At 75.6% G+C, this 24394-nt stretch carries 17 protein-coding genes; 10 read left to right on the top strand and 7 right to left on the bottom strand.

Annotation, left to right across the window (positions count from 1 at the left end; genetic code table 11):
- The first annotated feature begins 28 nt into the window (after nucleotides 1–28).
- From OIM89_RS21080 to OIM89_RS21060, 5 genes are all read left to right on the top strand, one after another.
- Nucleotides 29–1351, top strand: coding sequence for a hypothetical protein (locus OIM89_RS21080; RefSeq protein ID WP_030700021.1), 1323 nt, complete (start codon nucleotides 29–31; stop codon nucleotides 1349–1351).
- Nucleotides 1348–3909: a serine/threonine-protein kinase gene (locus tag OIM89_RS21075; RefSeq protein ID WP_175458607.1), complete on the top strand. Its 2562-nt coding sequence runs from the start codon at nucleotides 1348–1350 to the stop codon at nucleotides 3907–3909. The genes OIM89_RS21080 and OIM89_RS21075 overlap by 4 nt, the downstream gene beginning before the upstream one ends.
- 3 nt (nucleotides 3910–3912) lie before the next feature.
- On the top strand, nucleotides 3913–5505 hold the full coding sequence (locus OIM89_RS21070; protein WP_264491522.1) for a protein phosphatase 2C domain-containing protein: 1593 nt from the start codon (nucleotides 3913–3915) through the stop codon (nucleotides 5503–5505).
- A 199-nt stretch (nucleotides 5506–5704) separates the two neighbouring features.
- Nucleotides 5705–7063, top strand: coding sequence for a vWA domain-containing protein (locus OIM89_RS21065; RefSeq protein WP_030700018.1), 1359 nt, complete (start codon nucleotides 5705–5707; stop codon nucleotides 7061–7063).
- A 165-nt stretch (nucleotides 7064–7228) separates the two neighbouring features.
- Entirely contained in the window at nucleotides 7229–8386 is a 1158-nt protein-coding gene (locus tag OIM89_RS21060; RefSeq protein WP_226965224.1) for an FHA domain-containing protein, read from the top strand.
- Nucleotides 8387–8464: 78 nt separating this feature from the next.
- On the opposite strand, the gene OIM89_RS21055 is transcribed toward OIM89_RS21060, so the two are convergent.
- Nucleotides 8465–9406, bottom strand: a complete 942-nt coding sequence (locus tag OIM89_RS21055; protein WP_030699252.1) for a methyltransferase domain-containing protein — start codon at nucleotides 9404–9406, stop codon at nucleotides 8465–8467.
- A 136-nt stretch (nucleotides 9407–9542) separates the two neighbouring features.
- The gene (locus OIM89_RS21050) at nucleotides 9543–10526 is read right to left on the bottom strand and encodes an aldo/keto reductase (protein WP_030699251.1); all 984 of its coding nucleotides are present in this window, start codon (nucleotides 10524–10526) and stop codon (nucleotides 9543–9545) included.
- A gap of 72 nt (nucleotides 10527–10598) precedes the next feature.
- On the opposite strand from OIM89_RS21050, the gene OIM89_RS21045 reads away from it, so the two are divergent.
- From OIM89_RS21045 to OIM89_RS21030, 4 genes are all read left to right on the top strand, one after another.
- Entirely contained in the window at nucleotides 10599–11003 is a 405-nt protein-coding gene (locus tag OIM89_RS21045; protein ID WP_047465202.1) for a globin, read from the top strand.
- Between the two features lie 221 nt (nucleotides 11004–11224).
- Nucleotides 11225–14545 carry an ABC transporter permease gene (locus OIM89_RS21040; protein WP_264491521.1) on the top strand — a complete coding sequence of 1107 codons (3321 nt, stop codon included), beginning with the start codon at nucleotides 11225–11227 and terminating at the stop codon, nucleotides 14543–14545.
- A gap of 1 nt (nucleotide 14546) precedes the next feature.
- Nucleotides 14547–17300 (top strand): FtsX-like permease family protein, encoded by a 2754-nt coding sequence (locus OIM89_RS21035; RefSeq protein ID WP_264491520.1) that lies wholly within the window; start codon nucleotides 14547–14549, stop codon nucleotides 17298–17300.
- Between the two features lie 79 nt (nucleotides 17301–17379).
- A complete protein-coding gene (locus OIM89_RS21030; protein ID WP_030699248.1) occupies nucleotides 17380–18357 on the top strand; it encodes an ABC transporter ATP-binding protein in 978 nt (325 codons plus the stop codon).
- A gap of 49 nt (nucleotides 18358–18406) precedes the next feature.
- Here the strand turns inward: OIM89_RS21030 and OIM89_RS21025 are convergent, their stop codons facing one another.
- The 5 genes from OIM89_RS21025 to OIM89_RS21005 form a co-directional block, all read right to left on the bottom strand.
- Nucleotides 18407–19126 carry a hypothetical protein gene (locus tag OIM89_RS21025; RefSeq protein ID WP_264491519.1) on the bottom strand — a complete coding sequence of 240 codons (720 nt, stop codon included), beginning with the start codon at nucleotides 19124–19126 and terminating at the stop codon, nucleotides 18407–18409.
- A complete protein-coding gene (locus OIM89_RS21020) occupies nucleotides 19123–19593 on the bottom strand; it encodes an acyl-CoA thioesterase (protein WP_003948109.1) in 471 nt (156 codons plus the stop codon). The genes OIM89_RS21025 and OIM89_RS21020 overlap by 4 nt, the downstream gene beginning before the upstream one ends.
- Nucleotides 19594–19598: 5 nt before the next feature.
- A complete protein-coding gene (gene ettA, locus OIM89_RS21015) occupies nucleotides 19599–21263 on the bottom strand; it encodes an energy-dependent translational throttle protein EttA (RefSeq protein ID WP_030699246.1) in 1665 nt (554 codons plus the stop codon).
- A 305-nt stretch (nucleotides 21264–21568) separates the two neighbouring features.
- A complete protein-coding gene (locus tag OIM89_RS21010; protein ID WP_030699245.1) occupies nucleotides 21569–22978 on the bottom strand; it encodes a Cys-Gln thioester bond-forming surface protein in 1410 nt (469 codons plus the stop codon).
- Nucleotides 22979–23266: 288 nt separating this feature from the next.
- On the bottom strand, nucleotides 23267–23410 hold the full coding sequence (locus tag OIM89_RS21005; RefSeq protein WP_157877540.1) for a hypothetical protein: 144 nt from the start codon (nucleotides 23408–23410) through the stop codon (nucleotides 23267–23269).
- 112 nt (nucleotides 23411–23522) lie between these two features.
- Between OIM89_RS21005 and OIM89_RS21000 the strand changes: the two genes are divergently transcribed.
- A complete protein-coding gene (locus OIM89_RS21000) occupies nucleotides 23523–24389 on the top strand; it encodes a GNAT family N-acetyltransferase (RefSeq protein ID WP_257380452.1) in 867 nt (288 codons plus the stop codon).
- Nucleotides 24390–24394: the final 5 nt, after the last annotated feature.

The raw sequence follows: 24394 nt of genomic DNA, 5'->3' as shown, positions 1-24394 counted from the left end.
CCGGCGGCCGCACGGTGAAAGGGGAGCGATGGGTGTCGCGCGAGCGGACCCCGGGGCCGAGGGTTCCGGTGGTACGGCCGGTGGGCCGGTGCTCGACAGGGACGAGGCGGACCGCGCGCTGGCGCGGCTCGGCGCGGAGCGGGAGGCCGTCGAGACCTCGCTGCTGGCGCTCCAGGACCACGCCGGGCGGCGGCTGCTGGAGGGAGCCGAGCTGACCGGGACGACGGCCGAGCGGTGGCGGGCGACGGAGGCCGACATCACCCGGCTGTGGGCGTACTTCGACGCCTACTCGGCGGCGGTCACCGAGGCCCGTGAGGTGCGGGCGCGGCGGCGCTGGCCGGGCCGGGAGGAGCTGGCGGCCCTCAGCGGGCTGCTGCGGGGCGCCTCGGTGACGGTGCCGGGCACGCCCGGCGGCGGGCCGGGGGCCGCGGTGCTGGCCGAACGGTTGTCGCTGGCCGAGCTGGTGGACCGGATGAACACGCTGTACGCCCAGTCGCTGGCGGTGGTGGTGGCGGCCGACGCGGTGTGGTCGGCGCTGCCCGCCCGGATCGATTTGCTCGCCGCCGAGCAGCGCCGGACGAAGTCGCTGGCCGGCTCGGTGGGGGTGCTGCCGGGTGAGCATCCGGCCGGGGACGACCTGGAGCGGATCGGGCGGGTGCTGACGGTCCTGCGGGAGCAGGTCGTCTCGGACCCGCTCTCCTTCTGGGTGGCCTCGGACGGCGGCGCCACGCCCGGCGCGGGCCGCCCGGACACCCGGCGGTACGACCGGGAGGCGCGGGCGCTGGAGGAGGTTCGCCGGGAGATCGAGGCGGTCCTGCAGGTGCGCCAGGACGCCGAGGCGCGGCTCGCCCGGCTGCGGGACGTGCTGTCGCGGGCCGACCGGACGCTGGCGGAGGCGCGGACGGCGCGCGGCGAGGTGCTGGCGAAGATCGCCGCCTCGGAGGTGCCCGCGGTGAGCGGGCCGCCGAGCGCGCTGAAGGAGCAGGTGGCGGCGGCGGCGGACCACCGCAGGCACGGCCGCTGGCACCGGCTGTCACCGCTCCTGGAGGCGCTGGAGCGGCGGGCCGACGACGAACTGGAGCGGGCCCGCGCCTCGTTGACGGCGGTGACGGCACCGCTGGCGGTCCGCGCGGAGCTGCGCGGGCGGCTGGACGCGTACCGGGCGAAGGTGTCCCGGCTGGGGCTGGCGGAGGACCCGGTGCTGGCCGAGCGGTACGACGCGGCGCGGCGGGTGCTGTGGAGCGCCCCGTGCGATCTGCGGGTGGCCGAGGAGGCCGTCCTCAGGTTCCAGCGGGCGGCCGCCGAGGCGCTGGAGCCGGGGGCGAGTGACGACGGGAGGGGCGGGGCGTGAGACGGAGCTGCCAGCGGCCGGGGTGTGCCGGCGCGTACGAGGACGTCGGCGGGGGTGAGTTGTACTGCGACGAGTGCGGGATGGCACCGGTGGTGTCGCCCGACGGGTCGCTCTCCTCGCCGCCGACGGGGGTGGCGGCGGGCGGCTCGGGGCGTTCGGGCCGGTCGGCGCGGGGCTCGGTGGGGTCGGCACGGGGTTCGGGGTCGGCGCGTACGGCGGCGTCGTCCGGGTCGCGTTCCTCGCGCCGGTCGGTGTCGGGGCAGCTGTCCCGGTCGCAGTCGGGCCGGGCCACCACGCGGTCGGTGTCGGTGCGCAGTTCGGCCTCGAACAGCTCCTCGCAGCGGGGTCGGCTCGGTGCGGGGCTGGTGGCGGTACCGGACGTGCCGCGCCCCGATCCGCGCACGGCGGTGGCGGCCGATCCCCGGGTGCCGGAGCGCAAGCGGTTCTGCAGCCGCGCGGAGTGCGGGGCGCCGGTGGGGCGGTCGCGGGGTGAGCGGCCGGGCCGTACCGAGGGGTTCTGCACCAAGTGCGGCCACCCGTACTCGTTCGTGCCGAAGCTGCGGGCGGGTGAGGTGGTGCACGGGCAGTACGAGGTGGTGGGATGTCTGGCGCACGGCGGGCTCGGCTGGGTCTACCTCGCGGTGGACCGGGCGGTCTCGGACCGGTGGGTGGTGCTGAAGGGCCTGCTGGACACCGGGGACCAGGACGCCATGGAGGCGGCCATCTCCGAGCGGCGCTTCCTCGCCGAGATCGAGCACGCCAACATCGTGCGGATCTACAACTTCGTGGAACACCTCGACCAGCGCACCGGCTCCCTCGACGGCTACATCGTGATGGAGTACGTCGGCGGCAAGTCCCTCAAGGAGCTGGCCAACGAGCGGCGCACCCCGGAGGGCCGGCGCGACCCGCTGCCGGTGGAGCAGGCGTGCGCGTACGGCATCGAGGCGCTGGAGGCGCTGGGCCATCTGCACAGCCGGAACCTGCTGTACTGCGACTTCAAGGTCGACAACGCCATCCAGACCGAGGGCCAGCTGAAGCTGATCGACATGGGCGCGGTCCGCCGGATGGACGACGAGGAGTCGGCGATATACGGCACGGTCGGCTACCAGGCCCCCGAGGTCGCCACCCACGGCCCGTCGGTCGCCTCCGACCTGTACACGGTCGCCCGCACCCTGGCCGTCCTGACCTTCGACTTCCAGGGCTACACCAACGTCTACGCGGACAGCCTCCCGGACCCGCACGACGTGCCGGTCTTCTGGACGTACGAGTCGTTCTACCGGCTGCTGATCCGCGCCACCGACCCCGATCCGACGCGGCGGTTCGCGACGGCCGAGGAGATGGCGGAGCAGCTGACGGGGGTGCTGCGGGAGGTGGTGGCGCTCCAGTCGGGGCGGCCGCGCCCGGCGGTCTCCACGCTCTTCGGGCCCGAACTGCGGGTCACCGACACCGAGGTGGTGCCGGACGACGGAGTGGTCTCGCGGCTCGGCGAGCGGCCCGCGCCGGTCGCCCGCGCCCTGCGGCGGGCACGGACCTCGCCGGAGCTCGCGGCCGGGGCTCCCCCGGCGCCGGTGCTGCCGCCGGGCGGCCCGGCCGGGCACGGCGCCCCGGACCCGGCGGCGGCCGCGCTGGCCCTGCCGATGCCCCGGGTCGACCCGGGCGACCCGAACGCGGGGTTCCTCGCGGGGCTGGCGGCCGCCGCCCCCGGCGAGCTGGCCTCGGCGCTCGGACTGGCCTCGGTCGACTCGCCGGAACTTCGGCTGCGCAAGCTCCGGGCCGAGCTGGAGCGGGGCCGGGTGGCCGCCGCCGAGCAGGGGCTGCGGGAGCTGGAGGGTCACGTCCCGGACGACTGGCGGCTGGTCTGGTACCGGGGGGTCACGAGCCTGGCCTCGGGGGACTTCGAGGGGGCGGCGCTCTCCTTCGACGCGCTGTACGACGCGTTCCCCGGCGAGCCGGCGCCCAAGCTGGCGCTGGGCCTGGCCGCCGAGGTACTGGGGCAGGGGGAGAACGCCGCCGAGTACTACCGCCTGGTGTGGAGCTGCGACCCCAGCTACGTGAGCGCGGCGTTCTCGCTGGCGCGCGTGCAGTGGGCGGCCGGGCTGCGCCAGGAGGCGGTGCGGACCCTGGAGTCGGTTCCGGAAGCCTCCATCCACTACACGGCGGCGCGGGTCGCGGCGATCCGCGCCCGGCTGCGCAGACGCGACCCCACCGAACCGCTGCTGCCCGACCTGACGGCGGCCGCGTCCCAGTTGGAGGCGTTGGAGGGGCTCGGTCTCGACCCGGTCCGCCGGGAACGGCTGGCCACGGAAGTGCTGGGAACGGCACTCGACTGGGTACTCTCGGGTAGCCCGGGGCAGACGCCCGACGGAGCTTCCGGTTCCGGGCTTCGGGCCGGTGGCACGGCCCGTACGGTGCTGCTGGGCAGCGAACTGGACGAGCGCGGTCTCCGATTCGGTCTGGAGCGCGCCTACCGGACGCTGGCCAGACTCGCCCGGCGCGGCGAGGAGCGGATCGAACTGGTGGAGCGGGCCAACCGCTTCCGCCCCCGGACGATGGTGTGATTGATGTCGCGGATTCCCCAACTCTCCGCCTGCCCCAGCTGCGAGGAGCCGCTGGAGCCGGCCGACCACTTCTGCGGGGCGTGCGGGTTCGACCTGTCGTCCGTGCCCGAGCCGCCCGCCGGCCGGCCCGGAGCGGTCCCGCCCGACGGCCCGGCCCCCCAGGGCGCCACGGGCACCCCGGTCGCCTGGCCGGCCGCCCCGCCCCTCCCGCCGCCGACGGCCCCCGGCGAGACCTCGCCGCTGCACCGGGCGGAGGACCTGCCGGGCACGGACTCGGCGGGGGCTCCGCTGCCGGGCGCGCCGGCCGAGCCCCCTCCCCCGGCCGGTCCCGCCGCGCCGGACACGCCCGCCCCGGCGGGCACTCCCGCCGCCCCGGCGCCCGCGGCCGGGCAGCCGTGGGGAGCGCCGCCGGCGGCCGGGGCGCGCGTTCCGGAGGCCCGGAGCGGCGGGGCGGAACCCGCGGCTGAGCAGGGCGACTTCGCGCTGGCCGAGCCCGGGGCCGTACCGGCGCCGCCCGTACCGCCCGTGCCCGAGGCGCCGCCCGCGCCGCCCGCCGGGGACGGGCCGCCGACGCTGGTGGACCCGGCTCCGGCAGTGGAGCCCGCCGAGGGGGACGCGGAGGCGGTTCCTGCCGGGGAGGACGCGCCCGCCGATCCCCGGGAGGCCGTGGCCGCTCCCGCCGATGGTGGCGGGAAGACCTGTGTGGCGTGCCGGGCCGGGCAGGTGGACCCGGACGGGTACTGCGAGAACTGCGGGCACGCCCAGCCGCGCGAACGGGACCACATGGAGGAGGAGATCGCGGGGGCCGCGGCCGTCAGCGACCGGGGGCTGCGTCACCACCGCAACGAGGACGCGTTCGCGCTCGCCGAGGCGGCGCTGCCGGACGGCTCGCCCGCCGTGGTGGCGATCGTCTGCGACGGGGTGTCCTCCGCGACCCGGCCCGACGAGGCGTCCCTGGCCGCCTCCCGCGCCGCCAGTGAGGCCCTGGTGGCCTCGCTGGGCCAGGGCGCGCACCCGCAGACGGCGATGCACGAGGCGATCGTCGCGGCCGCCCGGGCCGTGGACGACCTGGCCGAGGAGCGGCCCGCCGACGCGGAGGCGCCCCGGCAGAACGCCCCGGCCTGCACCATCGTCGGCGCCGTCGCGGCGGGCGGGCTGCTGGTCGTCGGCTGGATCGGCGACAGCCGCGTCTACTGGGTGCCCGCCGACCGCGAGGGCCCGGTCGCCCGGCTCACCGAGGACGACTCGTGGGCGGCCCAGATGGTCGCCGCCGGGCTGATGAACGAGGCCGAGGCGTACGCCGACTCGCGGGCCCACGCCATCACCGGCTGGCTCGGCGCCGACGCCTACGAACTCGACCCGCACACCGCCTCGTTCAAGCCGGACCGGCCGGGCGTCGCGGTGGTGTGCAGCGACGGCCTGTGGAACTACGCGGAGTCCGCCGAGGAGATGGCGGCGGCGCTCCCGGCCGACGCCCTCACCCGCCCGCTGCACAGTGCCCAGGTCCTGGTGGGCCACGCTCTGGACGGCGGCGGGCACGACAACGTGACGGTCGCCGTTGTCCCGTTCGACGTACAGCCGCAGGAGGGCTCCTGACCGTCCGGCGGGCCCGTTGCTCCGCCCCGCCGGACGGCACATGACCGACACGCCGGACACGGCACAGGATTGACCGGCCGCCCGGCAGGGGCAGGATCGGGCTGACCGGGCCGGGCCGAAGCCGCCCGGCGTACGTCAACGCTGTCCGCGCGCGCCGGGTTCCGGCCCGGCCACGCGGTTCCCAGGGGGGACCGGAAAGATGGCCAACTTCGCCAAACCGGACGTACCGCGCTTCGCCGTGGAGGTCTACCAGAACGAGTTCCTGCCGGAGGGCGGGCAGGACGTCAACGCGATCGTCACCGTCACCGCCACGGGTGGCGGCACCCTCGGCGGGCTCCCCGCGCACGACGGCGCCCCGGGGACCGCGTCGGCGGTGGCGCTGATGGTGGACTGCTCGGGTTCGATGGACCACCCCTCCTCGAAGATGCGCCACGCCCGGGACGCCACCCGGACCGCCGTCTCCGCGCTCCGCGACGGCACCCGGTTCGCGGTGATCGCCGGGACCCACGTCGCCCGGGAGGTCTACCCGGGCGGCGGGCGGCTCGCCACCGCCGACGACCGGACGCGGGAGGAGGCCAGGGAGGCGGTGCTGCGGCTGCGGGCGGGCGGCGGTACCGCGATCGGCTCCTGGCTGCGCCTGGCCGAGCAGCTGCTCACCTCGGAACCGGCCGGCGTCCGGCACGGCATCCTCCTCACCGACGGGCGCAACGAGCACGAGACACCCGAGGAGCTGCGGGCGGCGCTGGACCTCTGCGCCGGGCGGTTCACCTGCGACGCGCGCGGCGTCGGCACCGACTGGGAGGTGAAAGAGGTCACAGGGATCGCCACCTCGCTGCTCGGCTCGGCGGACATCGTCGCCGACCCGGCCGGGCTCGCCCCGGACTTCGGCCGGATGATGGAGGCGGCGATGGGCAAGGAGGTCGCCGACGTGGCGCTGCGGCTCTGGACGCCGCAGGGCGCGGAGGTCACCTTCGTCAAGCAAGTGGCGCCCAGCGTCCACGACCTGACGGCCCGCCGGTCCGCCGCGGGACCGCGCGCCGGGGACTACCCGACCGGTTCCTGGGGCGACGAGTCCCGCGACTACCACGTCTGCGTACGGGTGCCCGCGGCCGACGTGGGCCGGGAGATGCTGGCCGCCCGCGTCTCGCTGGTCGTCCCCCAGCCGGACGGCGGTGCGACGCCGCTCGCGCAGGGGCTGGTGCGGGCGGTGTGGACCGACGACACGGCCGTCTCCACCTCGCTGAACCCGCAGGTCGCGCACTACACGGGCCAGGCGGAACTGGCCCAGGCGATCCAGGACGGGCTGGCCGCGCGGAAGGCCGGGGACGTCGACGGGGCGACCGCGAAACTGGGCCGGGCGGTACAGCTGGCGGGCGCCTCCGGCCACGCCGATACGGCGAAGCTGCTGGCCAAGGTGGTGGACGTGATCGACGAGGCGAACGGTACTGTGCGGCTGAAGGCACGGGTCGAGGACGCCGACGAGATGACCTTGGACACCCGCTCGACGAAGACGGCCCGCCTTCACCATCGCCCGCCGGCGCCTCGATCCGGGACGTGACGGCGGGCATTGCCGTCCGTGCGGTCACAGCGGAGACTGACGACTGCGGTCGCCGGTGCCCGGTGCCCGTGGTGGGCGGCGGTGCCGTACACCGACGAGACGACGACGTGCCCGAGGGCACGGACGCGGCCGCGTGGCCGCCGGAGGAGAGGGGAAAGGCCCACCATGCCCACCTGCCCGAACGGACACCGGTCGGACGCCGACGACTGGTGCGAGGTCTGCGGCCACCGCATGGCGGGCCCGGGTGTGCCTCCGGGCCCGGGCGGCCCCGCCGGCACCGTTCCCCCGCCGCCCCCGCCGCCACCCGCCCCCGGTTACGGCTACCCGCCGCCCGGCCCGGGCCACCAGCCCGGCGGCCCCGGCCCCGCCTTCCCCGGGCCCGGCGGCCCGCAGAGCGGACCCGGTGGCCCCGGCGGCCCGGGCGCTCCCGGCGGCCCGCCGCAGCTGTGCCCGCAGTGCCACACCCCGCGCGAGGCCGACGAGCCGTTCTGCGAGGAGTGCCGGTGGAACTTCCTCACCAACATGGCCACCTCGTACACGCCCGCCGCACCCCGGCCCCCCGCCGGCTCCCCGCCCGGCGGCTTCCGCACGCCCCCGCAGTCGTACGACTACCAGGGCTCGCGGCCCTCGCAGATGAACCGCCCGGCCGAGCCGCTCACCCCCGGCCCCGAGCAGACGCCGCCCCCGCCGGTGGTGCCGAACCAGCCGGGCGTACCGACGGCCTATCCGGCGCCGCCGTACGCGGGCGGGCCCGCGCAGGCTCCGCCGCCGCCCCCGCCCGCGACCGGCGGCGGGACCTTCCCCGCGCAGGCACCGGGCACGGCCGGGCAGGACGACGACTGGGTACTCTCCCCGCCGTCGGCCCCGGCCGGGGCTCCGCAGGGCCGGCCGCCGCAGCCGCCCGCGCCCGCGGGACCGGCGAGCTGGTCGGTGTCGGTGGGCCCGGACCGGAGCTACTTCATGGCGATGATGCAGCGCAGCGGCCCGGAGGCCAACGGGCTCAACCTGCCCGCGTACTCGCCGGAGCAGCGCCACGCCCTGGTGGGGAACCAGTTCACCATCGGCCGGCGGCGCCACTCCACGGGTGACACCCCGGACATCGACCTGTCGGTGCCGCCGGAGGACCCGGGCGTCTCGCACCAGCACGCGATGCTGGTGCAGCAGCCGGACGGCGGCTGGGCGGTGGTGGACCAGAACTCCACCAACGGCACCACCGTCAACGGCGGCGAGGACCCGATCCAGCCGTACGTGCCGGTACCGCTCTCCGACGGCGACCGGGTCCACGTCGGCGCCTGGACCACGATCACCCTGCACCGCGACTGACCCGGAGCCCCGCTCCGGCCGAGGCCGCGCCCTCCCCCGCGACGGGGTGGGCGCGGCCTCGCGCGTACACCCCCGGGGTCAGGCCAGCTGCCAGCGGTCCGGCCCCTCCGGGTCGTCGAGCCAGGCGGTCAGGGTGCCGGAGTCGGCGGTGAGGCCGAACCGTTCGCGGACGGGGTGGCGCGCACGCTGCCACACCTCCAGGGCGTCGGCGGGGCTGAGCCGGCCGGCGGTGAGCGTCAGCAGGAAGCGGAACCCGTCGTTATTGAGCAGGTGCCGGGCGATGCCGTCGGTGGGCAGGTCGCGGGCGGCGCGGGGTGTGGTGCCGCGCAGCGGGACGAAGAAGGCCGGGGTGGGCAGGAAGCGGCCCTCGGCCCGGTCGGGCCCGTGCACGGTGAGGCGGACGAGGCCGGTCGCGAAGGGGGTGAGGATCAGCCCGCCGGGCCGGGTCTGCTCCAGCCAGGGGCGCGGCACGGTGTCCAGCGCGCAGGTGGCGAGGATGCGGTCGTAGGGGGCGTCGGCGCGGCAGCCTCGGGCGCCGTCGCCGGTGACGACGTGCGGGTGGAGTCCGGCAGCCTCCAGGTGGCGGCGGGCGGAGTCGGTGATGTCCGGGTCGAGGTCCACGGTGGTGACGTGGGCGGAGCCGAGCCGGTAGGCGAGGAGGGCGGCGTTCCAGCCGGTGCCCGCGCCGATCTCCAGGACCTTGTCGCCCTCGCGGACCCGCAGTTCGGCGAGCATCTTCGCCATCAGCGAGGGCTGGCTGCTGGAGGAGAGGAGTTCGCCGTCGCGCAGCCGCGTGGCGAGCGGGGTGTCGGTGTAGACCCCTTCGAGCCAGGCCAGGCGGCGCACCGGGTCGGGGTCCTCGCCCCACATCCGCCGCCACCCGCCGGCCGAGGGCCCGAAGTAGCTCGGCACGAAGAGGTGGCGCGGAACGGCCGCGAACGCCTCCCGCCACTCCGGCTCACCGTCGAAGCCGCCCTGGTCGGCGATGTCCTGCGACAGCCGGGCCCGTGCCCGGACCACGGCCTGCTCCCACTCGCCCCCGGCCGCGTCCCCCTCCGGCGCCCGGCGCGGCCCCGGCGGCCCTTCGACTCCCTGCGGATCGGTCATACCTCCACTGTGCTGCGCGGAGCCGAAGGAGGCCAGCGCGTGCCCGTGGCTACCAGCGGCCCTCGACCTGTTCCCGGACGCGCCGGTCGTAGAGGTCGCCGATGGCCGCGAGCGTCTGTGGGGACAGTTCGGGGAGCTGGGCGGCGGCCGCGTTGGACCGGGCCTGCTCGGGCGAGCGGGCGCCGGGGATGACGGTGGTGACGCCGGGCTGCTGGACGATCCAGCGGAGCGCGAGCTGGGCCGGCGTGTACCCCTCGGGTGCGAGCGCGGCGAACTCGGCGGCGGCCTCCACGCCGGTGGCGAAGTCGACGCCGGAGAAAGTCTCGCCCTGGTCGAAGGCTTCGCCGTGGCGGTTGTAGGTGCGGTGGTCGTCGGCGGCGAAGACGGTGTCGCGGGTGTACTTGCCGGACAGCAGCCCGGAGGCGAGCGGCACCCGGGCGATGACGCCGACGCCCGCCGCACGGGCCGCGGGCAGCACCTCGCGCAGGGGCTTCGTCCGGAACGGGTTGAGGATGATCTGCACACTGGCCACGTGCGGCCGGGCGATGGCGGTCAGGGCCTCCTCGCAGGTCTCCACGCTGACGCCGTAGGCGGCCACGCGCTCCTCGGCGACGAGGGTGTCCAGCGCGTCGTAGACCTCGTCGCGGGAGTAGACGGGGGTCGGCGGGCAGTGCAGCTGCACGAGGTCGATGACGTCCACGCCGAGGTTGCGGCGGGAGCGGTCGTTCCACGCGCGGAAGTTGTCCAGCACGTAGTTCTGCGGGAGCTGCTCGGCCCGGCGGCCCATCTTGGTGGCGACGGTGACGCGCAGGTCCGGGCGGCCGCGCAGGAACGTGGCGATGGTCTGCTCGCTGCGTCCGTCCCCGTAGACGTCGGCGGTGTCGAAGAAGGTCACCCCCGACTCGGCGGCCGCCTCCAGCACCGCGTGGGCCTGCCGGTCGTCCACGTCTCCCCAGTCGGCGCCCAGTTGCCAGGTGCCGAGGCCGATCACCGAGGCGTGCTGATCCGTCCTGTCGAATGTCCGCTCGTCCATGCCGTCATCCTGCCACCGTCCCGAGGACCTAGGCCCCCGGTCCTCCGCCCCCGCGTCTGCCACCATGGTGACGTGACTAACGATCCGCGCGACACGCTTCAGGAGCAGTCCTTCTACGAGCAGGTCGGCGGCGAGGCGACCTTCCGACGCCTGGTGCACCGCTTCTACCAGGGGGTCGCGGAGGACCCGCTGCTGCGGCCCATGTACCCGGAGGAGGATCTCGGCCCGGCGGAGGAGCGGTTCGCCCTGTTCCTGATGCAGTACTGGGGCGGCCCCCGGACCTACAGCGACGAGCGCGGCCACCCCCGCCTGCGGATGCGGCACGCCCCGTTCAAGGTCGACCGGGCCGCGCACGACGCCTGGCTCGGGCACATGCGGGTCGCACTGGACGAGCTGGCCCTGCCCGAGGAGCAGGAGCGGATGTTGTGGGACTACCTCACGTACGCCGCCGCCTCCATGGTCAACACCGAGGGCTGACCCGGCCCGGCCCCTTCGTCGCCCCCGGCTCCCCGCATCCCCTCCCCTGCGTGAGGGGATGCTCACATTCCGGCACCGCGCGTACGCATTCCGGTCACAATCTGATCAAGTCGGCTCCCGGAGCGTTGTGGCGGCCGCCCCGCGCCGGAGAGGCTTCCCGGCAGACGTGCGGGAGAGCCGCGGGGGTGCGGGGGCGCCTCCCCACGACGGGGATTCGGGGGATGTTCGTGACCAGGTTCGTGCTCCTGCGGCTGCGCGCCCACCGGCTGCTGCTCACCGCGGCGCTCACCGCCGTCCTGCTCACCGCCTCCGTCCTGGCGACCCTCACCGCCTTCTCCGGCTCGGTGGGCGAGGCGGCCCTGCGCCACACCCTCGACCACCGCGCCGCCGCCGACGCCGCCCTCGTCGTCCGGGGCGAACCGGAGCCCAAGGCCCGCGAGGCCGCCGACGCGGCCGTCGCCGAAGGAGCCCGCCGCGCCTTCGGCGGACTGCCGGTCACCGTCCGTACCCTGCCCCGCTCGGCCACGTACGCACTGCCCGGGGCCCGGGGCGGCGACGAGCCGCCGCTCACCCATCTCGCCGCGCTCGACCGCTCCCAGCTGCGGCTGGCCGCCGGGACGTGGCCGGGCGACGGTGGCAGCGGGACCCGCGAGGACCCGCTGCGGGTGGCGCTGCCGGAGAGCGCCGCCGCCGCGCTGAAGCTGGCGCCGGGCGGCGAGCCGCTGACACTCACCGACCGGACCACCGACCGCACCCTGACCGTGGAGATCACCGGCCTGTACCGGCCCGCCGACACCTCGGCGCCGTACTGGCTCCTGGACGAACTGGGCGGGCGCGGCCAGCGCACCGTCGACTTCACCACGTACGGCCCGCTGCTCACCGGGCCCAAGGCGCTGGCCGCGCCCCGGGTCGCGCCGGGCCCCACCGGCTGGCTCGCCACCGCCGACTACGCCACCCTCGACACCTCCACCACCGACGCCCTCGCCCGGACCGCCACCGCCTCGGCCGCCGCCCTCGCCAAGGACCCGGTGCTCGGGACGGGCGCCTCGGCCGAGACCGGGCTGCCGCAGGTCCTGGAGCGCTCCGAGCGGGCCCTGACCGTCTCCCGGACCACGCTGCTGGTGGTCGCCCTCCAGCTGGTCCTGCTCGCCGGGTACGCGCTGCTGCTGGTCGCCCGGCTGCTGAGCACCGAGCGGGCCGGGGAGACGGGGCTGCTGCTGGCGCGGGGTGCCTCGCGCCGCCGGGTCGCCGCCCTCGCCGCCGTCGAGGCGCTGCTGCTCGCGCTGCCCGCCGTGGTCCTCGCGCCGCCGCTCGCCGGGCCGCTGACCCGGCTGCTGGCGGGGCAGGGCGCGCTGGAGCGGATCGGGCTGCGGCTCGACACCTCGCCGACGCCCGCCGTGTGGCTGGTGGCCGCCGCCACCGCGCTGGGCTGCGCGCTGGCCGTGGTCGCGCCGGCGCTCTCGGCCGCCTCCGGCGAGCAGCGGGCCGGGGCCCGGACGGGGGCGCTGCCCGGCTGGGTGAAGGCGGGCGCGGACGTGGCGCTGCTGGTCGTCGCCGGGGCCGCGTACTGGCAGCTGGACCGTCAGGGAACTCCGGGCGAGGGGGCGTTCGGCGTCGACCCGCTGCTGGTGGCCGCGCCCGCCCTCGCACTGCTCGCGGGCACCGTGCTGACCCTGCGCCTGCTGCCGCCGGTCGCCAAGCTCGCCGAGCGGCGCGCCGCGAAGGGCCGGGGGCTGGCGGGGGCGCTCGCCGGCTGGCAGCTCAGCCGCCGCCCGCTGCGCGGCGCCGGGCCGGTGCTGCTGATGGTCCTCGCCATGGCGATGGGCATGCTCGCCGTCGCCCAGGGCGCCACCTGGGAACGGTCCCAGCGCGACCAGGCCGACTTCGCCGCGGGCACCGAGGTCCGGGTGGCGGGCGGCCGCGTCCCGGAGGCCGACCGGGGGCGGGTGTACGGGAGCGTGGACGGCGTACGCGACGCGGCGCCGGTGCTGCGCTCCACCATGGACCTGGCCGCCGACCGGACGGCGGAGGTCCTGGCGGTGGACGCCGGGTTCACCGCCGAGGGGCTGCTGCTCCGCGAGGATCTCGGCGACCGGGCGGAGCTGGCCCGGCAGTTGCGGCCCGCGCCCACGCGCCAGGCGGGGCTGCCGTTGCCGGAGCAGACCGGCCGTGCGGTGCTGACGACGCGGCTGAAGGCGGTCGGCGGGGACCACGGGGAGCCGCTGGCACCCCGGCTCACGGTGGTGGTCGAGGACCGGTTCGGCGCCCGGCACCTGGTCCACGCCGGGGAGCTGCCCGCCGACGGCAGGGCCCGGGACGTCGCGGTGCCGCTCGCCGCCGGGGAGCCGGGCGCGAAACCGCGCGACGCCGCCGCGCCGTACACCGTCGCCGAGCTGCGACTCCAGGTCGAGCAGCCCTTCGAGCGCGGGCAGCAACACGAACTCACCGTCGAGAAGATCCGGGCCGTACCGGCGGGCGAGGACGGCGCGGGCGCGCCGGTGCCGCTGCCCGACGGCTTCGCCTGGGAGGGCCTGCGCGACACCGGCGAGGAGGCCCCGGAGGGCGGCCCGCCGCAGCTGACACCGCTGGAGCCCGCCACCACGGCCAGGACCCCGCTGCGCGTCAGCTACCGCACGGGGGTCGCCCCCGCCACCGAGGACTCCCGCTACCGGTTCGAGCCGGGGGTATCGCCCGGGCTCGGCATCACCGTCGGCGTGAAGCGGCCCGGGCCGCCGAAGCTGACGGCGGTCGCCACCCCACGCTTCCTCGCCTCCAGCGGCGCGAAGATCGGCTCGGTGGTCGACGTGCCGGTGGGCGCCGAGACGCTCAGCGCCGAGATCACCGGCACCGTCGAGGCGGTGCCCACCACCGGCGACCGCGCCCCGGGCACCTCCAGCGGGGACGGCGGGGCGCTCCTGCTGGACCTGGCGGCCGTCAACGCCGTCCTGCACGAGAGCGGCGCCACCGCCCCCGTCCCCGGCGAGTGGTGGCTGCGGACCGCGCCCGGCGACGCGGCGCGGACCGCCGCCGCCCTCGCCGCCCGGCCCGACACCGACCCGGAGCAGATCACCGACCGCCAGGCCATCGGCGAGCGGCTGCGCGACGACCCGCTGGGCGCCGGGCCGCAGGCCGCCCTGCTGGCCGTCGCCGTGGTCGCCGCCGCGCTGGCCGCCGTCGGCTTCGCCGTCAGCGCGGCGGGCTCCCTGCGCGAACGCGGCGCCGAACTCTCCGTCCTGCGGGCCCTCGGCGCCCCCCGCCGCCAGCTCGCCCGGCTCATCGCCATCGAACAGGCGGTGCTCATCGGCATCGCCCTGCTGGTGGGGCCGCTGCTCGGCGCGCTCCTGGCCCGTGCCGTGGTGCCGCTGGTAGTCCTCACCGGGGAGGCGACCCGCCCCCTCCCGGACGTCCTGGTCGAACTCCCCGCGGGCCAGGTCGCCGCGCTGCTCGCCGGGGTCGTCGCCGTCCCCCTCCTCATCGTCGCCGCGCTCGCCCTGCGCCGGGGCGACCCGACCGTGACCCTGCGCCACGAGGGAGGCCGCTGACATGGCCGTACGACCGGCCGCACCCTGGGTGCGCACCCGGCTGCGGGCCGCGCCGCTCCAGGCGCTCTCCCTCGCCGTGCTCGTCCTCGTCACCGCCTTCCTCGCCGGGGCGCTGCCGCGCGCCGTGGAGGGCGCCGAGGCGGAGGGGCTTCGGCACGCCCTGGCCGAGGCCGGGCCGGCCGACGGCGCGATCGAGGTACTGGCCGACACCCCGGCGCCGCACCACCCCGTCCCCGTACGGGAGAAGGCGGCGCGTCCGGCGGCGCTGCGCGAGGTCGGCGCCCGGATCGACGCACTCCTCCCGGCGCCCCTGACCCCCGCCGAGGAGCGCGGCTCGCGCGGCGTGCAGCTCTCCGAGCCGCTGCCCTCCGAGGACGCGGGCCTGCCCCGGCCGGACGGGCTCCCGCCGCGTTTCCTCGTCGCCGCCCAGGACGGCCTCACCGACCACGCCCGGCTGGTGGCCGGCGCCTGGCCCCGGGGCCAGGGGGTCCGCTCCGCCGACCGGAGCGCCGAGGCCGTCGTCACCCGCGCCACCGCGAAGACCATGCGGCTGAAGCCCGGCTCGGTCGTCCACCTCCCCGCCGTCCAGGGCCCGGACCGCGCCGTGAAGATCACCGGCGTCGTCGAACCCCTCGCCCCCGCCACCACCTACTGGTCCCACACCGACGTCCTGCGCACCCCCGGCCTGCTCGCCGCGCCCAGCAACTCCCCCTTCAACACCAGCTACTACTGGCAGGCCGCCCTGCTGCTCGCCCCCGACGCGGGCCCCTTCCTGTACGGCCTGGACCCGCTGCCCCAGGCGTACTGGCGGATCAGCCCCGACACCAGCGGGCTCACCGCGCGGGACGTGCCGGCGCTCCAGGCGGGGCTGGCCTCGCTGGAGGGCGGGCCGCTCCAGTCCACGCTGCGGAGCGAGGTCGCCTCCGGCGCCGCGGTCAGCACCGGGCTCGACGGGGCGGTGGACGCCTTCGCCGGGCTCAGCCGGGCCGTCTCCTCGGTGACCGCCGTCGCCCTCGTCGGGGCCGGCACCGTCGCCGGGGTGGTGCTGCTGATGGCGCAGGCGCTGACCGCGGCCCGGCGGCGCCCCGAACTGACCCTGCTGCGGGCCCGTGGCGCCTCCGTCGCCGGGATCGCCGGGCGGCTGCTGGCCGAGACCGCCGTGGTGGTGCTCCCGGCGGCCGCCGCCGGGCAGGCGCTGGCCTGGCTGCTGCTGCCCGAGGCCCGCGTCTGGCCCTCGCTCGCCGCCTCGGCCGCCGTCGCCGCCCTCGCCTGCCTGGCCCTGCCGGTCCGCGCCGCCCTCGCCCACCGCACGCCCCGCGTCCACGAGGCCCGCGGCGACCTGGTGCTGGCCCGCCCCTCCCGGCGCCGTACCGTCGCCGAACTCTGCCTGCTGGTCCTCGCCGCCGGAGCCGTCCTCGCTCTGCGTGGTGGCGGTACCGAAGTGGCCGCGACCAGCATCAGCCCGCTGGTCGCGGCCGCGCCGGTGCTGGTCGCGGTGATGGCCGCGCTGGTCCTGGTCCGCCTCTACCCGCTGCCGCTGCGCCTGGCGCTGCGGCCGCTCGCCCGGACCCGGGGCGCCCTCGGCTTCCTCGCCGTGGCCCGCACCGGGCGCGGCTCACCGGCGCAGGTGCTGCCGCTGCTCGCGGTGCTGACCGCGCTGACCACGGCGGCCTTCGGCGGGGCGGTGCTCACCGGGATCGACGACGCCCGCGACCGGGCCGCCCTGCTGGCCACCGGCGCCGACGCCCGCGTGGAGCGGAGCCGGGCGCCGCTCCCGGACGGTTTCGCGGACCAGGTCGCCGCCGTGGAGGGCGTACGGCGGACCACCGCCGTCCACCTCGACTACAGCCTCTCCCTGCCCGACGGCACCACCGTCGCGCTGGCCGTGGTCGAGCCCGACGGGTACGCGCGGCTGACCCGGGAGACCGGGCTCGGTGCCTTCGACGCGCAGGCGCTGCGCGAGACGCCGCCGGGCCCGGCCGCCACCAAGGACTCCGGCCCCGTCCTCTCCGCCGTCGCCTCGCCGAAGACCGCCGCACTGCTCGGCGAGGAACGGCACCGCTGGGGCGGGCCGCTCGGCTCCTTCACACTCCAGGTCACCGAGGTGCGGGCCACCACGCCCGCCCTGCCCGACCAGGAGTTCCTGGTGATCGACGGGGCCGAGCTGCCGAAGGCGCTGCCGACCCTGGTCCTCGCCACCGGCTCGGGCCTGGACACGGCCGCGCTGAAGAAGGTCACGGAGGCGGGCGGCTCGCACACCGAGCTGACCCTGCGGAGCGTCGAACGGGCCGCCTTCACCGACTCGCCGCTCCAGTCCGGCGCCGAACGCCTCTACCTCGGCGCGGTCGCGGCAGGCATCGCCTTCGCCGCCCTCGCCGTGCTGCTGGCGCTGCTCCAGTCGGCCTCGGAACGGACGGCGCTGCTGGCGCGGCTGCGCACGATGGGGCTGAGCGCGCGGCAGGGCCGGCGGCTGCTGGTCCTGGAGGCGCTGCCGCAGGCGGTGCTGGCGGCGGCCGGGTGCGTGCTCGTCGGCCGGGCGGCGGTCGCGCTCATGGCGGACGGGGTGAGCCTGGAGCTGCTCGCCCTGCCGCCCGGCTTCGACGCGGTCACCGCCGAACTGCGCGCCGATGCCTGGTCGTTGCTGCTCCCGGCCGCCGGGAGCGTCCTGCTGACCGTGGCGGTGGCGGCCGCACAGGCCTGGTGGACGGCGCGCCGCACGGCGGCGACCGAGCTGCGCGCCGGGGACGGCCGGTGAGGCCCCGCCCCGGTCCCCGGGACCGTTCCGCGCGGGCGCGTCCCCCATTCCGTACGGCATCCAAGGCGGGAGTCCGACCATGACCCACTCCACCGAATCCGGGCCCGGCACCGGCGGCGTCTCGCTGGCCGAGCTGGAGGCGCGGGCCGCCGCCCGCCGGGACCGTCCGGCGTACGGGCACAACGCGCTGATCACCTGCGACCGGCTGGTGCGGATCTTCTCCGCCGACGGGGTGGAGGTGCAGGCGCTCCAGGGGCTGGACCTGCTGGTGCGCGAAGGTGAGCTGATGGCGCTGGTCGGTGCCTCGGGCAGCGGCAAGTCGACACTGATGAACATCCTCGCCGGTCTCGACGAGCCGAGCGCCGGGGCGGCCACCGTCGCCGGGTGCGACCTGCTGGCGATGGGCGCAAAGGAGCGGCTGCGCTACCGGCGGGAGGTGGTGGGCTTCGTCTGGCAGCAGACCGCCCGCAACCTCCTGCCGTACCTGACGGCGGCCCAGAACGTCTCGCTGCCCATGCAGTTGCGCGGCGGCGCCCGCAAGCGCGCGGGCCGCGCCCAGGAGTTGCTGGACCTGCTCGGGGTGGGGCAGTGCCGGGACCGGCGGCCGCACCAGATGTCCGGCGGCCAGCAGCAGCGGGTGGCGCTGGCGGTGGCCCTCGCCAACGAACCGGCGGTCCTCCTCGCCGACGAGCCGACCGGTGAACTCGACTCGCACACCGCCGAGGAGATCTTCGCCGCCTTCCGCACCGCCAACGAGGAGCTGGGCACCACCATCGTCATCGTCACCCACGACCAGGCGGTGGCCTCCGAGGTCCGCCGCACCGTCGCCATCCGCGACGGCCGCACCTCCACCGAGGTCCTGCGCCGCACCGAGGTCGACGCGGCCACCGGCCAGGAGGCGGTGGTGGCCCGGGAGTACGCGATGCTCGACCGCGCCGGACGCCTCCAGCTCCCCGCCGACCACGTGGCCGCCCTCGACCTGCGCGACCGCGTCCTGCTGGAGCTGGAGAGCGACCACCTCGGGGTCTGGCCGGACCCCGAGCAGCACGAGAGCTGACCGGGTCGGCCGCCTGAGGGCTCGACCGGCTGCCGCCGCCGGACCGCGGTCAGCGGACGCTGACCCCGAACGCCCCTAGCCCGGCGCGGCGTACCGCCACCGAGCCGTACGGCGTGCGCAGCCGCAGCCATGCGCCGGCCGAGCGCAGGGCGAACGGCTCGGCCGGGGCGCCACCGTCGCCGGGGACGGAGGCGGCGGGCACGCGGACCGGGGCCGGGCGCAGGAAGCCCATGGCGTGGGCGGCGTGGGCGGCGCGGACCGGCAGGGCGGTGTCGCCGAGCGGCCGGGACCAGATCTCGTGGCCGATCGCGTCGAGCGCCGTGCGGGTCCGCTTCTCGGGGGCCAGCGCCTCGGTGCGGGTGCGGAACTCGGCGACGACGGCCGCGACGGCGGCGCGGATCGCGTCGGGGGCGGGCAGGCCCGGTTCGGCCCGCCAGCCGGTGCGGGGTGGCAGGACCCCGGCCCAGGGCGGGCCGGTGACCGCTTCGGGGACGCCGAAGGGCGCGCCCGGCTCGCTCTCCGCGTGGACCAGCTCCAGCAGCTCACCGGCGGAGACGGTGCGGTCCAGCTCCGCCGGGGCGTCGTCGAGCAGCACGGTGCGAACTGCCAGCACCTCGAACGAGGCGGGCCGGCCGAAGACCGCCAGCCGCTCCCCGGTGAGCTGGAGGCGGACGGCGGCGGCCTTGTCGTAGTGGACCAGGCGGCGCAGGAAGGCGGCCAGATCGGCCGCCTCCCCGCGGTCCGCCGGGCGCAGTGGTGCCGTACTCACGCGGTCCGCGCCCCCGGCACGCCCGCGTCCTCGGGCCCGGGCTCCTCCGGGAGGTACTTCTCCAGGAAGTGCCGCTCCTCCTCGGTGATGCGGCGCGGTCGCTGCGTCTCGAAGTCGTAGGGGACGACGACGGTCGAGGCGCGGACGTAGACGGTGCCCGGTCCTTCCTCGGTGTCGGGGTCCTTGACCTCGTAGGCGATGGTCAGCGAGGCGCCGCGGATGCCGGTCACCCAGGACTCGACGAGCACCGGCTCGTGCCGGTGGACGAGCGGGCGCTTGTAGTCGATCTCGTGGCGGGCGACGACGGAGCCGCCGGAGAAGGACTTGCTGCCGTTCCCCGGCGCCAGCCGGAACATGAAGTCGATCCGCGCCTCTTCCAGGTACCGCAGGAAGACGACGTTGTTGACGTGCCCGAAGGCGTCCATGTCCGACCAGCGCAGGGGGCAGCGGTAGAGGTGGCGGGCCACTGCGGTCAGCTCCGGGTCAGCTTCTTGTAGGTGGCGCGGTGCGGCCGGGCGGCGTCGGCGCCGAGCCGCTCCACCTTGTTCTTCTCGTACGACTCGAAGTTGCCCTCGAACCAGAACCACTTGGAGTTGCCCTCGTACGCCAGGATGTGCGTGGCGACGCGGTCCAGGAACCAGCGGTCGTGGGAGACGACCACGGCGCAGCCGGGGAACTCCAGCAAGGCGTTCTCCAGCGAGGAGAGCGTCTCGACGTCCAGGTCGTTGGTGGGCTCGTCGAGGAGGAGGAGGTTGCCGCCCTGCTTGAGGGTGAGCGCGAGGTTGAGGCGGTTGCGCTCACCGCCGGAGAGGACGCCGGCCGGCTTCTGCTGGTCCGGGCCCTTGAAGCCGAAGGCGGAGACGTAGGCGCGGGACGGCATCTCGACCTGGCCGACGTTGATGTAGTCGAGCTCGTCGGAGACGACGGCCCACAGCGTCTTCTTCGGGTCGATGTTGGCGCGCGACTGGTCGACGTAGCTGATCTTGACCGTGTCGCCGACCTTGATGGAGCCGGAGTCGGCCTCCTCCAGGCCCTGGATCATCTTGAAGAGCGTGGTCTTGCCGGCGCCGTTGGGGCCGATGATGCCGACGATGCCGTTGCGCGGCAGGGTGAAGGAGAGGTCGTCGATGAGGACCTTGTCGCCGAACGCCTTGCTGAGGTGCTCGACCTCCACGACCATGCTGCCCAGACGCGGGCCCGGCGGGATCTGGATCTCCTCGAAGTCCAGCTTCCGCATCTTGTCGGCCTCGGCCGCCATCTCCTCGTACCGGGCGAGGCGGGCCTTGGACTTGGCCTGGCGGCCCTTGGCGTTGGAGCGGACCCACTCCAGCTCTTCCTTGAGGCGCTTGGCGCGCTTGGCGTCCTTCTGCCCCTCGACCTTGAGCCGGGTCTGCTTGGTCTCCAGGTAGGTGGAGTAGTTGCCCTCGTAGCCGATGGCGCGGCCGCGGTCGAGCTCCATGATCCAGCCCGCGACGTTGTCCAGGAAGTACCGGTCGTGGGTGATGGCGACGACGGTGCCCGGGTACTGGGCGAGGTGCTGCTCCAGCCAGTTCACCGACTCGGCGTCGAGGTGGTTGGTGGGCTCGTCGAGGAGGAGCAGGTCCGGCGCCTCAAGGAGGAGCTTGCAGAGCGCGACGCGGCGCTTCTCACCACCGGAGAGGTTGGTGACGGCCCAGTCGCCGGGCGGGCAGCCGAGGGCGTCCATGGCCTGCTCCAGCTGGGCGTCGAGGTCCCAGGCATTGGCGTGGTCCAGCTCCTCCTGGAGCTTGCCCATCTCCTCCAGCAGCGCGTCCGAGTAGTCGGTCGCCATCTGCTCGGCGATCTCGTTGAACCGGTCGAGCTTGCCCTTGGTCTCGGCGACGCCCTGCTGGACGTTCTCCAGGACCGTCTTCGACTCGTCGAGCGGCGGCTCCTGGAGCAGGATGCCGACGGTGTAGCCCGGGGAGAGGAAGGCGTCGCCGTTGGACGGCTGCTCCAGCCCGGCCATGATCTTCAGCACCGTCGACTTACCGGCACCGTTGGGCCCGACGACGCCGATCTTGGCCCCCGGGAGGAAGCTCAGCGTGACGTCGTCGAGGATCACCTTGTCGCCGTGCGCTTTACGCGCCTTGCGCATGGTGTAGATGTACTCAGCCAAGAGAAACCGTCCGGCAGTCTGGATCAGGCGTGTGGGTGGTCAGCTCCGCCGTGAGGGCAGATACACCCATCTTGCCGCACCGGCGGCGCACGGCGAAAACGGGTATCACGGCGGACGCGCGGTCCGGCACGGGCCCGGGGCTCCCGGACGGGCACGCCGGCACCAGCGGAACGCCGGGGTCCGTCGGAAGGACGGACCCCGGCGCCGGGGCGCGGAACCCAGGTCAGGGCAGGGTCCCGCGATGCCCGCCGCGCGCCGGGACGGCGGCGGACACCAGGTGGCGCGGGTGAGGCGCCGGGATCACATCAGCTCTCGGTGGCGACCTTCTTGCGGCGGAGCAGGAAGACGGTCGCGCCGCCGATCACCACGAGCGCCACGGCGATGCCGCCGATGACGGGGGTGGCGCTGGAGCCACCGGTGGCGGCCAGGTCCTCACCGGCGCCGCCGACCGGGGTGCTGCCCGCGGAGGCCGGGCTGGGCTCGCTGGACGGCCGGCCGTCGCCGGCACCGGTCTCACCGGCGGTCTTGCAGTCGAGGACGCCGGTGACGCGCTTCTCGAAACCGTTCGGGCCGGTGATCGTGAAGTCGTACGCCTGGTCCTCCTTGAGCGGGACCGTGACCGTCTGCGTCTTGCCCGCGGCGATGGTGTGCTCGACGCCCATCAGCTCGAAGGTGAAGTCCTCGTCGCCCTGGTTGGAGGCGGTGAGGTCGATGCCCGAGGCGGAGCAGTTCTTCTCGGCGGAGACCGCCGGGATCGCGCCCTTGCCGGCCCAGTGCGCGGTGGCCGTCGCGGAGACGGTCGACTCGCTGGAACCGGCCAGGATCTGCGTCTGGCTCTTGGTGTCCGAGGCGAAGGCACGGCCGACCGGGACGGTGGTCGACGCCTGGACGGTCAGCGCGGCGCTGCCGCTGTGCTCGGCGCCCTCCTCGGCGGCGGGCACGTCGAAGAAGAGGCGGCTGCCGTCGGCGGCCTCGGTGACGGGCTTGCCCGCCTCGTCCACCACGGTGACGCCGGCGGCGGCGTCGGCCGGGCCGGTGACGCTGACACTGTCGGCGTCGGTGTGGACGGTGACCGGGCCCAGCTTCTCGCCGGCCTTGCCGGAGACGGCCGGCGGGTCGAGGGTCAGGGAGGCCTTCGGCTCGGCCAGCGCCTGCGCGCTCTGCTCCAGGTAGTCGGCGAGCTTCTCGGCCGCCGGGTCGAGCGCCTCGACGTCGGCACCGTCCGAGTATCGCCAGATGGCCACCTGCGTACCGGCGGCCGCCGTCTTCTCGGTGAGCGCGCCCGCACCGGCCTTGCTCGCCAGCGCCGCGAGGTCGTTCACCTGCGGGTAGGAGTTCTGGAGAATCCAGCGGATCTTCCCGGCGTCCTTGTTGGCGTTGAGGGAGGTCGCGTCCCAGGCGGTCTCCCGGTACTTGGCCTCCTTCTGCGTGGGGTTGTGAATGTCGATGCAGTACGTCTGGAGCGAGCCGCCGCCGTCGACCACCATCTCGAAGAGCCCAGCGGACACCTTCTGGTCGCGGCCCTCCCCGCGGATGACGGCCTGGTCGTACGTCTTCAGTCCGCTCAGCGTGGCGGAGGCGCCACCGGGGTGCCCGGCCGCCGCCTCGTCGGCCACCGCGGTCCCGGCTCCGGTCAGGACACCCGCCGCGACCAGGCCCGAGGCAACGGTCGCCGCCGCCAGGCGCGAAACAGCCCGACTTCTAACAGAAAACATGCAATTCCCCTCCGGGCAGGACGCGTTCACGAGGGGGGAAGTCGTCCCGCCAGCAGAATCAAGTGCCCCGTGAGCTATGCCGGGCATCCTATGGAGGCGAAACCAGGGCCTTGCCCACGAGAGCCTCCGCCCAATCGATCCGCGTCGGAATCGTTATTGGCGGGGCGTCAGAAGTCGGGGGGAAGAGGCGTAGAAACGGCATACGGGTGCTCTTGGGGAGGGGGTGGGGGCTTGTTGGGTGTATGGGGCACGGGATCGGCGGGCAAGCATCCTCGCGGCGCAGGGCCCTCAGTGCCCGTCCGTCGCGAGCCGCCGCAGCCGGCAGACGTACCAGGCGGTCGCCGTACAGACGGCCAGGTGGATGACGACGCCCGCGTGGCGTAGTCGCCGTAGTGGGAGCAGTAGTTGGACGATCAGCACGGCCACGTACACGCGACCGAACCCCGGGACCGTCAGGCCCTGTCCGGCGGGGCCGACGCAGGGTGTCGTCCGCCGCCGGTTATTCGGTTGCGGGCCTCCGGAAACGTTGTGTCTGATCCCGGCCATGACCATTGCGCTGGGCACGCCGACAGTCGACGGGGTATGCGAGGCCATGGCCGCGCTGCGGGAGTGGCAGGGGGACGAAGCACCGATGCAGTTGCATCCGGGGGACATCGGCTGGCACTACCGGTTCGGACCGGCCGAGACGGCCCCGGTGATCCGGACCTGGAGTCGCGCCGGGCGGATCGTCGCGGTCGGGATGCTCGACTCGCCGACGCTGTTCCGGATGACGGTCGCCCCCGACGCCTTCCAGGACGAGGACCTGGCGCGGCGGCTCGTCGAGGACCTCTCCCTGCCTGAGCGCGGCGTACTGCCGGCTGGAGCAGTCTCCGTCGAGGCGCCGGTGGGCCTGCTCCTCCACGACCTGCTGAGCACGGAGGGCTGGGGAGTCGACGAACCATGGACGCCCCTCTTCCGCGACCTCACCGAGCCCGTGGCGGACCCCGGCGTACGGATCGCACCGATCGGCCCTGATCAGGCCCAGGACTTCGCCGACGTCCTGCGGTCGGCGTTCCACACCTCCCGGCCCACGAGCGAGTACCGGCACGCGATGTCGGCGGGCCCCTTCCACGCCGACGCCCGCTGCCTGGGCGCCTACGACGACCAGGGCGAGGTGGCGGCGGTCGTGACGGTGTGGTCCGCCGGGCCGGGAAGGCCGGGGCTGGTCGAGCCGATGGGCGTCCACGAGGACCACCGCGGCCGCGGCTACGGCAGGGCGATCACCGTGGCCGGGGCGTCCGCGCTGCGGAAGCTGGGCTCGTCCAGCGCCCGCGTGTGCACACCGAGTTCCTATGCGGGAGCCGTCGCCACGTACAGGGCGGCAGGGTTCGAGGTGCGGCCGGAGGTGCGGGACCGGATTCGGCTCGGGTGAGCCGA

The sequence above is a fragment of the Streptomyces sp. BI87 genome (assembly GCF_025957665.1).
Classification (GTDB): Bacteria; Actinomycetota; Actinomycetes; order Streptomycetales; family Streptomycetaceae; genus Streptomyces; species Streptomyces albidoflavus.
This window is presented reverse-complemented; position numbering and strand designations above follow the sequence as displayed.